This window comes from Variovorax sp. YR216, from assembly GCF_900107745.1.
In the GTDB taxonomy this organism is placed as follows: Bacteria; Pseudomonadota; Gammaproteobacteria; order Burkholderiales; family Burkholderiaceae_C; genus Variovorax.
The window spans coordinates 107,550-119,955 of the sequence record NZ_FNRO01000013.1 but is presented as its reverse complement, the minus strand read 5'-3'; the positions used below and the strand labels follow the sequence as shown (position 1 = coordinate 119,955).

The 12,406-nt window shown below is 68.5% G+C and carries 13 protein-coding genes; 7 read left to right on the top strand and 6 right to left on the bottom strand.

The features are described from left to right. Nucleotides 1-11: 11 nt before the first annotated feature. Complete coding sequence (locus BLW05_RS25660) at nucleotides 12-1,001, bottom strand: Bug family tripartite tricarboxylate transporter substrate binding protein (RefSeq protein ID WP_093166398.1); 990 nt, start codon at nucleotides 999-1,001, stop codon at nucleotides 12-14. 105 nt (nucleotides 1,002-1,106) lie between these two features. Between BLW05_RS25660 and BLW05_RS25655 the strand changes: the two genes are divergently transcribed. Next, nucleotides 1,107-2,045 carry a LysR family transcriptional regulator gene (locus BLW05_RS25655; protein ID WP_177142817.1) on the top strand — a complete coding sequence of 313 codons (939 nt, stop codon included), beginning with the start codon at nucleotides 1,107-1,109 and terminating at the stop codon, nucleotides 2,043-2,045. Nucleotides 2,046-2,069: 24 nt separating this feature from the next. Here BLW05_RS25655 and BLW05_RS25650 read toward each other — a convergent pair whose 3' ends face one another. Next, complete coding sequence (locus tag BLW05_RS25650; protein WP_093166397.1) at nucleotides 2,070-2,528, bottom strand: hypothetical protein; 459 nt, start codon at nucleotides 2,526-2,528, stop codon at nucleotides 2,070-2,072. A gap of 92 nt (nucleotides 2,529-2,620) precedes the next feature. Between BLW05_RS25650 and BLW05_RS25645 the strand changes: the two genes are divergently transcribed. Both BLW05_RS25645 and BLW05_RS25640 read left to right on the top strand, forming a co-directional pair. Beyond that, nucleotides 2,621-3,544 carry a DMT family transporter gene (locus tag BLW05_RS25645; RefSeq protein WP_093166396.1) on the top strand — a complete coding sequence of 308 codons (924 nt, stop codon included), beginning with the start codon at nucleotides 2,621-2,623 and terminating at the stop codon, nucleotides 3,542-3,544. 78 nt (nucleotides 3,545-3,622) lie between these two features. Then, nucleotides 3,623-4,045, top strand: a complete 423-nt coding sequence (locus BLW05_RS25640) for an FHA domain-containing protein (RefSeq protein WP_177142816.1) — start codon at nucleotides 3,623-3,625, stop codon at nucleotides 4,043-4,045. Nucleotides 4,046-4,073: 28 nt separating this feature from the next. Here the strand turns inward: BLW05_RS25640 and BLW05_RS25635 are convergent, their stop codons facing one another. The 3 genes from BLW05_RS25635 to BLW05_RS25630 are packed head-to-tail and all read right to left on the bottom strand — an operon-like array spanning nucleotide 4,074 to nucleotide 5,555. After that, entirely contained in the window at nucleotides 4,074-4,379 is a 306-nt protein-coding gene (locus BLW05_RS25635; RefSeq protein ID WP_143044922.1) for a hypothetical protein, read from the bottom strand. Nucleotides 4,380-4,405: 26 nt separating this feature from the next. Continuing rightward, complete coding sequence (locus tag BLW05_RS36075) at nucleotides 4,406-4,546, bottom strand: hypothetical protein (RefSeq protein WP_177142815.1); 141 nt, start codon at nucleotides 4,544-4,546, stop codon at nucleotides 4,406-4,408. Between the two features lie 19 nt (nucleotides 4,547-4,565). Next, nucleotides 4,566-5,555, bottom strand: a complete 990-nt coding sequence (locus tag BLW05_RS25630; protein WP_093166393.1) for a zinc-dependent alcohol dehydrogenase family protein — start codon at nucleotides 5,553-5,555, stop codon at nucleotides 4,566-4,568. 142 nt (nucleotides 5,556-5,697) lie between these two features. Between BLW05_RS25630 and BLW05_RS25625 the strand changes: the two genes are divergently transcribed. Both BLW05_RS25625 and BLW05_RS25620 read left to right on the top strand, forming a co-directional pair. Continuing rightward, a complete protein-coding gene (locus BLW05_RS25625) occupies nucleotides 5,698-6,720 on the top strand; it encodes a sulfonate ABC transporter substrate-binding protein (protein WP_093166392.1) in 1,023 nt (340 codons plus the stop codon). Nucleotides 6,721-6,734: 14 nt separating this feature from the next. Continuing rightward, nucleotides 6,735-8,051, top strand: coding sequence for an LLM class flavin-dependent oxidoreductase (locus BLW05_RS25620; protein ID WP_093166391.1), 1,317 nt, complete (start codon nucleotides 6,735-6,737; stop codon nucleotides 8,049-8,051). 15 nt (nucleotides 8,052-8,066) lie between these two features. On the opposite strand, the gene BLW05_RS25615 is transcribed toward BLW05_RS25620, so the two are convergent. Next, nucleotides 8,067-9,029, bottom strand: coding sequence for a sulfonate ABC transporter substrate-binding protein (locus BLW05_RS25615; RefSeq protein WP_093166390.1), 963 nt, complete (start codon nucleotides 9,027-9,029; stop codon nucleotides 8,067-8,069). 181 nt (nucleotides 9,030-9,210) lie between these two features. Between BLW05_RS25615 and BLW05_RS25610 the strand changes: the two genes are divergently transcribed. Together BLW05_RS25610 and BLW05_RS25605 are read left to right on the top strand one after the other, a co-directional pair. Next, entirely contained in the window at nucleotides 9,211-11,136 is a 1,926-nt protein-coding gene (locus BLW05_RS25610; protein WP_218135228.1) for a PAS domain-containing hybrid sensor histidine kinase/response regulator, read from the top strand. Between the two features lie 107 nt (nucleotides 11,137-11,243). Next, nucleotides 11,244-12,404 carry an efflux RND transporter periplasmic adaptor subunit gene (locus BLW05_RS25605; protein ID WP_256330491.1) on the top strand — a complete coding sequence of 387 codons (1,161 nt, stop codon included), beginning with the start codon at nucleotides 11,244-11,246 and terminating at the stop codon, nucleotides 12,402-12,404. Nucleotides 12,405-12,406 lie beyond the last annotated feature (2 nt).

Here is a 12,406-nt window from a genome sequence, read left to right as displayed (position 1 = left end):
CAGGTTGTGTGTCACTCGGCGCGCATCCCGGTGTCCCGGACCAGCTTGCCGTAGCGTTCGAACTCGCTGCGGTTCATCTCCGCGAAGGTGGCGATGTCCATCGGCGTGATCTCGCCGCCGAGCGCCTTGATGCGTTCCTGCACGTCGGCCATGCGCAGGCTCTGGGTGAGCTCGACGTTGAGGCGCTCCACCGCCGCGCGCGGCGTGCCGGCGGTGACGAAGAGGCCGTACCAGGTATTGACGTCCGCACCGCTGACGCCGGCTTCCGCGAGCGTCGGCACGTCAGGCAACTCGGGCGTGCGCTTGGCCGCCGCGACCGCGAGAGGCCGCAGCTTGCCCGCCTTGATCTGCTGCATGGCCGACGAGGTGCTGTCGAACATCATCTCGACCTGCCCGCCGATGATGTCGATGTGCGCCTGCGAGCTGCCGCGATAGGGCACATGGATGGCCTTCGTCCCGGTGGCCAGCGCGAAGGCCTCGCCGCCCACGTGCTGCGTGCTGCCGATGCCCGAGGAGGCGTACCTGAACGCGCCGGGCCTGGCGCGCATCGCCGCGACCAGTTCGTTCACGCTCTGGTAGGGCGACGTGGACGGCACCACCAGCACGTTGGGCATCACCGCCACCAGGCCCACCGGCTGCAGGTCCTTGAGCGGGTCGTACTTGAGCTTGAGCAGATGCGGCGCGACCGCCTGGCCGGTGTTGGTGGCGAGCAGCAGCGTGCTGCCGTCGTTCGCTGCGCGGGCCGTGAGTTCGGCCGCGATGGTGTTCGAGGCGCCGGGCCTGTTCTCGACGATGACCGGCTGCTTCAGGGCAACGGCGAACTTGTCCGCGAGCAGGCGCGCGAGGATGTCGGTGCCGCCGCCCGCCGACGCACCGACCATGATCCGCACGGGCTTGTCGGGGTAGGCGTTCTGCGCGGCCGCCGCGAGCGGCACCGCGATCAGCAGCAGGACGGCGAGTCCGCGGACAGCGGCGCCGCGCAGCAAGGGCTGGAATGGCATGGGGGCGTGTCTCCGAGTCTTTTTTGAAGTCCGACGCAAAGAGCTTAGGGATGTTCGCCATTCCAATCCAATCGCGATTTCTGAAGAATTCATATACGTACGTATATGACTCGTCCGTCCACCGATCTCCCGCCATGGCGCCTGCTGCTGCGGCTTCGCACGCGGCAATGGGTGCTGCTCGCGTTGCTCGACCAGCATCGCAACCTCGGCCGCGCCGCGGCGGCGATGAACATCAGCCAGCCGGCGGCGACGAAGCTCCTGCAGCAGCTCGAAGAGACCTTCGCGGTGCCACTGTTCACCCGCATCGCGCGCGGCATGACGCCCACGCCCTACGGCCAGGCGCTGGTGCGCCATGCCCGATGGGTTCTCACCGATTTCGGCGCAGTGTGCGAGGAAGTCGAGGCGTTGCGCTCGGGCCTCAGCGGCGCGCTCCGCGTGGGCAGCGTGCCGGGCGCGGTGCCGGAACTGCTCGCGCCGACGCTGGTGGCCTATCAGCAAGAGCACGAGCGCGTGGCGGTCAGCGTCGTGGTCGACACCAGCGACGTGATGCTGCGCCTGCTCGCGCGTGGCGAGGTCGACCTGATGCTCGGCCGCCTCACGGAGGACCACAGCGCCGAGGCCTTCGACTGCGTGCCGTTGCTCGGCGAGCCGCAGGTGGTCGTGGTGCGCAAGACCCATCCGCTCCTCAGGCGCAGGTCGGTGTCCTTGCGCGAACTGGTCGAGTGGCCGTGGCTGCTGCAGCCGCCCGGCTCACCGCAGCGCGGGCGCTTCGAGGCGGCACTGCACGAGGCCGGCATCCAGGAGCGGCTGCGCGTCACGGAGACGGCGTCGCCGATCGCGATGACCGCATTGCTGGAGCACTCGGACATGTGCGCGGTGATGCCGGCCTCGCAGGCGGCGCACTATGCGCGGCTTGGTGTGCTGCGCACTTTGCCGGTGAAGCTGCCGATCCGCGTGCCGCCGATCTACCTGATCACGCGCAGGGCATACAGCCTGTCGCCCGCAGCGGCGGCGTTCGTGGCGCTGCTGCGGCCGGCCTCGTGATCTCGTCGCCGGAGGGCCGACCGCTCACTCGAGGAAGTCGACGAATTGCGGAATCACTTCCCGCAGGAAGTGGATCTCCTCGGTGGGAATGCTGCGCGGCTCGAGGTCGAAATGGATGAAGGTCCCATAGGGCGTACCGCACTCCTTCGTGAGCACACGGCCGTAGTACGACTCGACCATGCCGGTATAGGGCCGGTTGGCCAGGCGCTGGTCCCGGGACGCGTGGCTGGTCACGAATTCGCCGTGTTCGACCGCGTGCTGGCAGAAGCTCTTCCCGAGCGGCACCACCTTGAGCCACGTGCGGTATTCGGACTCGCGATCGAAGGCGTGCGCCGCATGCATCACGTCGCCGTTAAGCTTGTAGATTGCCGTGAACCGGAAAGAAGTCCTGTCGTTGAGCATGGCCAGCGCCGGGACGATCCCGCCGGAGGCCAGAAGGTTGCGAACCGCTGCTGCGGGCGTGGGCAAATCGTCATCGGGCATGAATAAACTGTTTGGGGCGCGAGCTCGAATCTTACGCAATTCTTACGGCGCTTCGAGGCAGGGTTCCACCTGCGGCACACAAAGCTCCCCCAATGCAAACCATCTCGCTTCGCCAGATCGCACTTCTCGTTCCGCTGACGCTGGCGTGGGGCCTCAACTGGCCCGTCATGAAACTCGGCGTGGCCGATTACCCGCCGCTGACGTTCCGGGCCCTGTCGCTCTGGCTGGGCCTGCCGGTCCTCGGCCTGGCGCTGGTGGTCATGAAGACGCCGTTCCGGGTGCCGCGCAGGCACTGGCCCGAATTGCTCTGGCTGTCCGCGACCAACATGTTCGTCTGGCACGCCTGCATCATCCTCGCGGTGAAGGCGCTCTCCAGCGGGCGTGCGGCGATCCTCGGCTACACGATGCCGGTGTTCTCCGCGGTCATCGGCGCGCTGCTTTTCAAGACGGTGCTCTCGCAGCGCGGTTGGCTCGGCGTGAGCGCGTGCGCGCTCGGCGTGGGGCTGTTGCTGTGGAACGAGTTCACCGATCTGGCCGGACGCCCCGGTTACGTCGCGCTGGCGCTGGTGGCCGCGGCCACCTGGGCACTGGGCACGCAGTTGCTGCGGCACACGCGCATCGAGGTGCCCACGCTCACGCTCTCGTTCTGGATGACGGCGCTGACCGCCGTCGTGATGGGCTTGCTGGCCGTGCTCTTCGAGCGCCCGCAATGGCACGCACCGAGCCCGGCCGCCTGGGCCGCGATCGCCTACAACGCGGTGCTGATCTTCGGCTTCGCGCATGCCGCGTGGTTCTACCTCGCGCGCGGGCTGCCGCCTGTTGCCTCGACGCTCAGCGTGATGCTGATCCCTGTGCTCGGCGTCTTCAGCGGCGCCATCTGGCTTGGCGAGACGGTGTACTGGCAGGACTGGACCGCAGTCGCGTTGATGATGGTGGCCATCGCTTCGGTGCTGTGGCCGCAGCGTCGCCGGCGCGACGAGCCGGTGCCTGCCGCCAGCCTGCCCATCGAAGGCTGACCCTACACAATCGCGGGATGCGGCCGATATACGATGCGTGCGCTGAGGTCTTGTGACCGCGCGCCAGGACCACCCACCATGCCAACCCTTCTCATGATGACCGCGACCGGCGAAACCCGGCAGGTACAACTCGCTCCCCAGGGGAACAGAGTGGGTCGCGGCCCGACCAACGACGTGATCGTCGATTCCGCGCAGGCCAGCCGCGACCATGCGCTGATCGACGTCGAACAGGCCTTCGTCACCATCACCGACCTCGGCAGCCGCAACGGCACCTTCGTCAACGACGTGCAGATCGAGACCCAGGTGCTCGTCGACGGCGACGCGATCCGCCTCGGCACCTACGAGATGCGCTTCGTCGCGACCGACCAGGAGTTCACCCAGATCGAGGCGCTGCGCATGCTGACGATGCACGGGCTCTTGGTCAACATCCCGCGTCCGGCCGCCGACGCCGATGCGCCAACCGCGCCGGAAGCGCCGCTGAGCGGACGCGGGAAGCTCTAGTGTTGAGTTTGAGTCAATAGGTTCTGCGTCATTCTGCGTCCCATCGGGCCAGCAAGTCTGGTGGAATGGCTTGCGCCACTTCGGCGAAGCGTCTTCCCAGAAGGCGTTCGGCCTGCTTGAGCAGAATCACGACGGGACTGCTGGGCTCGCACTGTTCCAGCCATTCCTTGGCCGTGCGCAAAGTCGCCCGCACTTGTTCGCGCTGATCGAGATGGGAGCCCCACAGACTGCGGTCCGCCGCGTCCGGCGGCGGCTGCAAAGACAGCGGGAACGTATCGAGTGGAGACGAAGTGGGATGTGGCAATGTTGTCGCAGGGATATCGCTGGTCTGCATTTCGGATGACGTCTCCGCCGGTGCGGCTACGAGGCGCGGTAGAGGCCAGCATGCTTCTGCTCGTCGATGAACTCGAAGGTTTCTTCGGCCGCGAGGTCGTCGATCGACGCATTCGCGAAGGTGTAGGGCGCATACAGCGCCGAGCTGTGGATCGAGTGCACGACCACCTTGCGCGCCTCTTGATCGTCACGGAATCAGCACCGCAGCACCCGCGATCCGGCCCGCGCGCAGATCCGCCATCGCCTCGTTGGCCTGCTCGAGCGCGTAGGTGGTGACGTGGACCTGCGGCGGATGCGTGCGCACGACCTCAAGGAACTCGCGGCCGTCGGCGCGCGTGAGGTTCGCGACCGAGACCAGCTCGCGCTCTTCCCACAGCAGCCGGTAGGGGAAGGCCGGAATGTCGCTCATGTGGATGCCGCCGCAGACCACGCGCCCGCCCTTGCGCACGGCCTGCAGCGCGAGCGGCACGAGGGCCCCGGCCGGCGCGAAGATGATCGCGGCGTCGAGCCGCTCGGGCGGCACTTCGTCCGATGCCCCGGCCCAGACCGCGCCGAGCGAACGCGCGAAGGCCTGACCTGCGACGTCGCCGGACCGCGTGAAGGCGTAGACCTCGCGCCCCTGCGCGATCGCCACCTGCGCGATCAGGTGCGCCGCCGCGCCGAAGCCGTAGAGGCCGAGCCGCCGCACGCCTTCGCCGGCCGCCTTCAGGCTGCGCCAGCCGATCAGCCCCGCGCACATCAGCGGCGCGATGTGCGCCGGATCCTGTGTCGCATCGCCGAGCGGCAGGCAGAAATCGGCTTCCGCCACGACGTGGCTGGCGAAGCCGCCGTCGCGGTCGTAGCCGGTGAAGCGCGGTGTGTCGCACAGGTTCTCGCGCCCGGCCGTGCAGAACGCGCAGTGCCCGCAGGTATGGCCGAGCCAAGGGACGCCGACGCGGTCGCCGATCCCGTGCCCGTGCACGCCGGCGCCGATGGCTTCGACCTCGCCCACGATCTCGTGGCCCGGCACGATCGGCAGCGTGCGCAGCGGCAGGTCGCCATCGACCACATGCAGGTCGGTGCGGCACACCGCGCAGGCCAGGACCCGCAGGCGCAGTTCGCCGGCGGCGGGGAGCGGAACCGGGCGCTGCTCCAGCCGGAGCGGCTGGCCGGCGGCATGAAGAACCATCGCGCGCATCGTGCGGGCATTGTGCGCCCCGGTGCCTTGGTTGTTTGGGTCATATGCATCTGAAATAACGGTCGTTCAGCTTTGCACGGGTGCTTCGGACAATGCCGCTCGTTTTTGTCGCCCGTCGCGACGCGATTCCCGAGGACACCCCATGCCGACCGCCAGACACTGCGAATCCTGCGCCATCCCTCCCACGCCGCGTCACAGGCTGCGCAGCTTCATCGCCGGCGCGCTGCTGCTTGGCGTGATGGCGTTCGTCGCACTTTTCTTCGGCACGTCGTCCGCGCACGCGCAGCAGCCCAAGGGCGAGCTTCGCATCGGCTACCAGAAGTCGGCCAGCCTCTTCGTGCTGCAGAAGGCGCAGGGCACGCTCGAGAAGAAGCTCGCGCCGCTCGGCTTCGGCGTGAAGTGGGTCGAGTTCCCGGCCGGCCCGCACCTGCTCGAAGGGCTGAACGTCGGCGCGGTCGACGTCGGCTACGTCGGCGAGGCGCCGCCGATCTTCGCGCAGGCCGCGGGCGCGCGCTTCGCGTACATCGGCTTCGATCCGGCCGCGCCGCGCGCCGAGGCGATCCTCGTGCTCAAGGATTCACCGATCAAGTCGGTGGCCGACCTGAAGGGCAGGAAGGTCGCGCTCAACAAGGGCAGCAACGTGCACTACCTGCTCGTGAAGCAGTTGGAGAAACACGGCCTCTCGCTCGCGGATATCCAGCCGGTCTACCTCGCGCCCGCCGACGGCCGCGCGGCTTTCGAAAGCAGGAACGTCGATGCGTGGGTGATCTGGGATCCGTTCCAGGCCGCTGCCGAAAAGGCCATCGGCGCCCGCGTGCTCGCCGACGGCACGCCCGACGTGGTCAACAACTACCAGTTCTACCTGGCCGAGCGCGGCTTCGTCGCGAAGCATCCGCAGGTGATCGATGCGCTCTTCGAGGATTCCGTCTCGCAGGGCATCTGGCTCAAGAAGAACCTGCGGCAGGCGGCCGAGCTGATCGCGCCGCTGCAAGGCCTGCCGGTGGACGTGGTCGAGACCGCGCTGCGCCGCTACGAGTTCAACGTGAAGCCGATCACTCCCGAGGTGGTCGCCGGCCAGCAGAAGATCGCCGACACCTTCTTCCAGCTCAAGCTCATCCCGAAGGCCATCCGGATCAGCGACGCCGTGTTGCCTGCCAAGCCGTGAGCGCGCGTCCGCAAATGCATCTCGGCGCCTTCTTCTTCGGCGTCGGGCATCACCTTGCCGCGTGGCGGCATCCTGACGTCGATCCTGGCGCAGCCAGCCGCATCGAATCGCTGCGCGAGTGGACGCGTATCGCTGAGGAAGCGAAGTTCGACGCGATCTTCTTCGCCGACAACGTCGGGCTGCCCGGCCCGCCTGACGACGCGGTCGCGAAGAACGCGCTGTGGTATCCGCTCGACCCGCTCATCACGCTCGCGGCGCTGTCGCAATCGACCAGCCGCATCGGGCTGGTCGCGACGGTGTCGGCGACCTACCTGCCGGCCTATCACCTCGCGCGCAAGTACGCGGCGCTGGACCAGATCAGCGGCGGGCGCAGCGGCTGGAACCTCGTGACCTCGGGCAGCGATTTCGAGGCGCGCAGCTTCGGCTTGCCCAGGCAGCTCGACCACGCCCATCGCTATGCCCGCGCACACGAGTACGTGGAGATCGTGAAAGGCCTCTGGGACACCTGGGAGGACGACGCCTTCATCCACGACAAGGCGGCCAACCGTTATTTCGATCCCGCAAAGCTGCACCGCGTCGCGCACGAGGGCGAGCACTTCACCGTCCACGGCGGATTGCAGACGCCGCGCGCGCCGCAGGGCTATCCGGTGCTGGTGCAGGCCGGTTCGTCCGCGGACGGGCAGGACCTCGCTGCCGCGACGGCCGAAGTGGTGTTCACCGCGCAGCAGACGGTGGAGGACGCGCGTGCGTTCTACCGCTCGCTCAAGGGGCGGCTTGCCACCTACGGTCGCGCGCCGGACCAGCTCAAGATCCTGCCCGGCATCTCGCCCTTCATCGGCCGCAGCGAGCAGGAAGCACAGGAGAAGTTCGAGCAGCTCCAGTCGCTGATCGACCCGGTGCTCGGCGTCGGACTTCTCTCGACCTTCCTCGGCAACGTCGATCTGTCGCGCTATTCGGTGGACGACCCGTTCCCGCAGGACCTGCCGGTGACCGAAGGCTGGAAGAGCCGCCAGGAGCTCTTCGCCGCGCTCGCGAAACGCGACGGTCTCAGCATCCGCCAGCTCTATGAAAAAGTGGCCGGCGCGCGGGGGCACTGGACGATCGTCGGCACGCCCGAAAGCATCGCGGACCAGCTCGAACACTGGTTCAGCACCGGAGCGGCCGACGGCTTCAACGTGCTGGCGCCGACATTGCCGCACGGGCTGCGCGACTTCGCGGATCTGGTGATTCCGCAGCTGCAGCGGCGCGGCCTGTTCCGCAGGGACTACGCGGGCCGCACGCTGCGCGAGCACCTGGGCCTCGCGCGGCCCGCGCACCCGAAGGCGCGCTGAGCGCGCCGATCTCGCTCAGGCGACGCCGGGCGCGGCCGCCTCCAGCACGTTGATCCGCTTCGGTATCAGCTTGAGGTCGAAGAAGGTGTCGGCGATCTGCTGCTGTTCGCCGAGGATCGCCTTGGTGATCGGCCCGGTGCCGAAGGCCGAGCGCTCCACCACCGTCTCGACCACCGGTTTCGGGATGCCCCAGATCTGCGCCAGCTCGCCGGCCAGCGCGTTCCGGTTGGCCTTGCCCCACTGGTCGATCTTGTCGAGCTCCTCGATCACGATCTTGATGATGTCGCCGTTCTTCGCCGAGTAGTCGAGCGACGAGAAGTAGTAGGCGCGGTTGCCCACCACGCCGGTCGCGTCGGCCAGCAGCGTGGCGTCGAGCGTCTTCTGCGCGGAGGCGAAGAAAGGGTCCCAGATCACCCAGGCGTCGATCGAGCCCTTCTCGAAGGCGGCGCGCGCATCGGCGGGCGGCAAGAAGACGACGTTGACGTCGCCGTACTGCAGGCCGTGCTTCTGCAGCAGCTTGACCAGGAAGTAGTGGACGTTGCTCCCCTTGTTGAGCGCGACCTTCTTGCCCTTGAGGTCCGCGACCGTCTTGATGGCCGACCCCTTGGGCACCAGCACGCCTTCGGACCCCGGACGCGGCACCGTGGCCGCCACGTAGGCCAGCGGCGCGCCGGCGGCCTGCGCGAAGATCGGCGGCGCCTCGCCGACGTCGCCGAAGTCGATGGAGCCCACGTTCAGCGCCTCGAGCTGCACCGGCCCGGCGGTGAACTCGGTCCACTTCACCGACACGCCGAGCGGCGCCAGCCGCTTCTCGAGCGTGCCGCGCCCCTTGAGCAGGCTCAGGTAGCCCTTCTGGTTGCCGATGCGCAATTCGCGCGTCGGGCCCTGGCTCCACGCGCCGGCGGCGCCGAGGGGGAGGGCGATGGCCGCCGCGCCTTGGAGAAAGCGCCGGCGCGGCAGGGAAAGTTGCTGCGTCATAAGGGAAAACGTGAGGGTGAATCAGGCTGGCGATTCTTTCCTTTCGCCCGGAAGGCGCCCACGAAGAAATGCACCTGTCGATATCCGGATTGCTTCGTTGCGGGCCCCGGCGAAACGCGGCGTTCGCCGACGCCGGTTGTCGGCCGGCGGCCGCAAAATGCCGTCGAATGTCGGACGCCCAATGAAAGACCCCAACACCCCGCCGCCGCCGGCCCGCCCCGCGATGCAGATCGGCGACACGGATTTCCGTCTCATGGTCGAGGCGGTCACGGATTACGCGATCTTTCTGCTCGACCCCGACGGCTTCATCCAGACCTGGAACGAGGGCGCGCGCATCCTGAAGGGCTACGAGCGCGACGAGGTGCTGGGCCGGCACTTCAGCATCTTCTATCCGCCTGAGCTGCTGGCGCGCAAGTGGCCCGAGCATGAGCTGGAACAGGCCCTCGCCACCGGCCGCTTCGAGGACGAGGGATGGCGCCTGCGCAAGGACGGCACCCGCTTCTGGGCCAGCATCGTCATCACGCGTGTGATGGATGAGCGGGGCGCGCTGCGCGGCTTCTCCAAGATCACGCGCGACCTGAGCGAGCGCCGCCGGCAGGAAGAGCTCCTGCGGTCGAGCGAGGAGCGCTTCCGGCTGCTGGTGGAAGGCGTGAAGGACTATGCGATCTTCATGCTCGACCCTTCCGGCCACATCGTGAGCTGGAACCTCGGCGCGCAGAAGAACAAGGGCTATGAGGCGTCCGAGATCATCGGCAAGCATTTCTCGGTGTTCTACCCGCCGGAAGTCGCAGCCCGGGGCTGGCCCGAGCAGGAACTGCGGCTCGCGTTGCGCGACGGGCGCATGGAGGACGAGGGCTGGCGCGTGCGCAAGGACGGCAGCCGATTCTGGGCCAGCGTGGTGATCACCGCGCTCTACGACGCCTCGGGGCGCCACCGCGGGTTCGCGAAAGTCACGCGCGACCTGTCCGAGCGCCGCCGCGTGAGCAGCCTGGAGGACGAGGGGCGACGCGTCGCGACCTTCCTCGCGATGCTCGGCCACGAGCTGCGCAACCCGCTCGCGCCGATCTCCAACGCAATGGCGCTGCTCGCGCGCGGCTCGTCGGACACGCGGATCGTCGAGAAGGTGCGCGACACCGTGGTGCGCCAGCTCAGGCAGCTCACCCGGCTGGTGGACGACCTGCTCGACGTGAGCCGCATCACCAGCGGCAAGATCCACCTGGAGGCCAAGCCGGTGCGCCTGCGCGACGCGGCGAACCAGGCGGTGGAGTCGGTCCAGCCGATGTTCAGCGCCAGGTCCCAGACCCTGCACCTCGAGGCCGGCGCGGACCCGTGGGTCATCGGCGACCTGGCGCGCATCGTGCAGATCATCTCGAACCTGCTGAACAATGCCGCGAAGTTCACGCCCTCCGGAGGCCATATCGGCCTGCGACTCGCGATCAACGGTGCGCTGGCCGAGATCACGGTCAGCGATGATGGGCCGGGCATTCCGATCCCCGACCTCAAGCGCGTCTTCGACCTCTTCGCGCAGGGCCAACAGGACGTCGCGCGCAGCCAGGGCGGGCTCGGCCTGGGCCTGAGCCTCGTGCAGCAGCTCGTGACCCTGCAGGGCGGCATGGTCAGCGCATTCAGCAGCGGCAGGAAGGGGGAGGGCGCGGAATTCCTCGTGCAGTTTCCCGTGACGCCGGCGCCCGCGACCGCGATCGAGGGGCACCAGGATGACACACGCGGCCGCCGCATCCTCGTCGTCGACGACAACCGCGATTCGGCCGAGACGATGCAGCTCCTGCTCGAAGCCCTCGGCTACGAGGCGAGCGTCGCCTACGACGGCGTGGCCGGGCTGGACGCGATCAAGACGCAAGCGCCGGACGTGGTCCTGCTCGACATCGGCCTGCCGGGCCTGAGCGGCATCGAGGTCGCGAAGCGGGTCCGGACCGAAGTCCACCAGCAGCCGACGCTGATCGCGGTCACCGGCTACGGCCAGGAAAGCGACCGCGAGACCAGCTACGACGCAGGCTTCTTCGCCCACCTGACCAAGCCGGTGGCGCTGGACCAGTTGCAGTCGCTGCTCGATCGCGTGCTGCCGCTCGAGCCGCCGCGGGCGGCCTGAGGCATCGACGCCTTCGCGCTGTCAAGCCGCACGGCTGGGCAGGCTGGCTGGCGCCCGTCTTGCTATCCTGCGACCGAGTTGCCCGCTTCCTCCCGGAAGGAGATCGCTTGATCCATCGACGAGCCCGACGTCCCGCACTGAGTTCCCTCCTGATGCTCTCGATCCTCGCCTCCGGGTGCGGCAACGACCAGGGCGCGCCGGCAGCGGCGCCACCGCCGACGACGGTGCTGGTCACCACGGTGCAGAGCGCGCCGGTCTCCAGCGTGGTCGAGCTTCCCGGACGCATCGAGGCCGTCCGCACCGCCGAAGTGCGGGCGCGCGTCGACGGCATCGTCGAAAAGCGGCTCTACCAGGAAGGCACCGACGTGCAGGCCAACGCGCCGCTCTTTCTCATCGATCCGCGCGACTACCGGGCGCTGCTGCAGCAGGCGCAGGCGGCGCTCGCGCGCGCCGAAGCTGCGCGCTCCAACGCGGCGTCGATCGTGGCGCGCTTCAAGCCGCTGGTCGCGCGGCAGGCGGTGAGCGCGCAGGAGTTCGAAGCCGCGCAGACCACGCTGCGGCAGGCGGAAGCCAATGTCTCCGACGCCAGCGCCGAGGTCACGCGCGCGCAACTGCGCTTCGAGCGCAGCACCGTCCGAGCGCCGATCGCCGGGCGCGTGGGCCGCGCGCAGGTCACCGAAGGCGCGCTGGTCAGCGCAAGCGCCGCGACGCTGATGACGCAGATCAACCAGCTCTCGCCGATCAGCGCAGTGTTCACGCAGTCCAACACCGCGATCCTCGACTTCGAGCAGCAGGTGCGCGCCGGCATCTTCAAGATGCCGGACATGTCGCATGTCGAAGTGCGGCTCATCCTGCCGAACGGGCAGGAGTTCTCCGAGCCCGGCTACCTCGACTTCCGCGATCTCGCGGTCGACCCTTCCACCGGCACGCAGACGATCCGCGCGCAGTTCCCGAACGCATCGCGCACGCTGCTGCCGGGCCAGTTCGTGCGCGCGCGCATCACCGCGGGGGTGCAGAAGACGGGCATGCGCGTGCCCGAGCGCGCGGTGCAGCTCGACGCGAGCGCGGCCAGCGTGGCGCTCGTCGGCCCGGACGCGACGGTGCAGCGGCGCGAGGTGAAGGTCGGCGCGCAGGAGGGCGGCGATTGGGTCGTCCTCGACGGGCTCCAGCCGGGCGACAAGGTCATCGTCGACGGATGGCACAAGGTCCGCCCCGGGCAGAAGGTGAATCCGCAGCCCGCGCCCGGCCCGGCTCAGACGACGCGCTGAGC

Coding starts and splice junctions, on each gene's coding strand:
- BLW05_RS25660 (WP_093166398.1), bottom strand. CDS start 1,001: ATGCCATTCCAGCCCTTGCTGCGCGGCGCCGCTGTCCGCGGACTCGCC.
- BLW05_RS25655 (WP_177142817.1), top strand. CDS start 1,107: ATGACTCGTCCGTCCACCGATCTCCCGCCATGGCGCCTGCTGCTGCGG.
- BLW05_RS25650 (WP_093166397.1), bottom strand. CDS start 2,528: ATGCCCGATGACGATTTGCCCACGCCCGCAGCAGCGGTTCGCAACCTT.
- BLW05_RS25645 (WP_093166396.1), top strand. CDS start 2,621: ATGCAAACCATCTCGCTTCGCCAGATCGCACTTCTCGTTCCGCTGACG.
- BLW05_RS25640 (WP_177142816.1), top strand. CDS start 3,623: ATGCCAACCCTTCTCATGATGACCGCGACCGGCGAAACCCGGCAGGTA.
- BLW05_RS25635 (WP_143044922.1), bottom strand. CDS start 4,379: ATGCAGACCAGCGATATCCCTGCGACAACATTGCCACATCCCACTTCG.
- BLW05_RS25630 (WP_093166393.1), bottom strand. CDS start 5,555: ATGCGCGCGATGGTTCTTCATGCCGCCGGCCAGCCGCTCCGGCTGGAG.
- BLW05_RS25625 (WP_093166392.1), top strand. CDS start 5,698: ATGCCGACCGCCAGACACTGCGAATCCTGCGCCATCCCTCCCACGCCG.
- BLW05_RS25620 (WP_093166391.1), top strand. CDS start 6,735: ATGCATCTCGGCGCCTTCTTCTTCGGCGTCGGGCATCACCTTGCCGCG.
- BLW05_RS25615 (WP_093166390.1), bottom strand. CDS start 9,029: ATGACGCAGCAACTTTCCCTGCCGCGCCGGCGCTTTCTCCAAGGCGCG.
- BLW05_RS25610 (WP_218135228.1), top strand. CDS start 9,211: ATGAAAGACCCCAACACCCCGCCGCCGCCGGCCCGCCCCGCGATGCAG.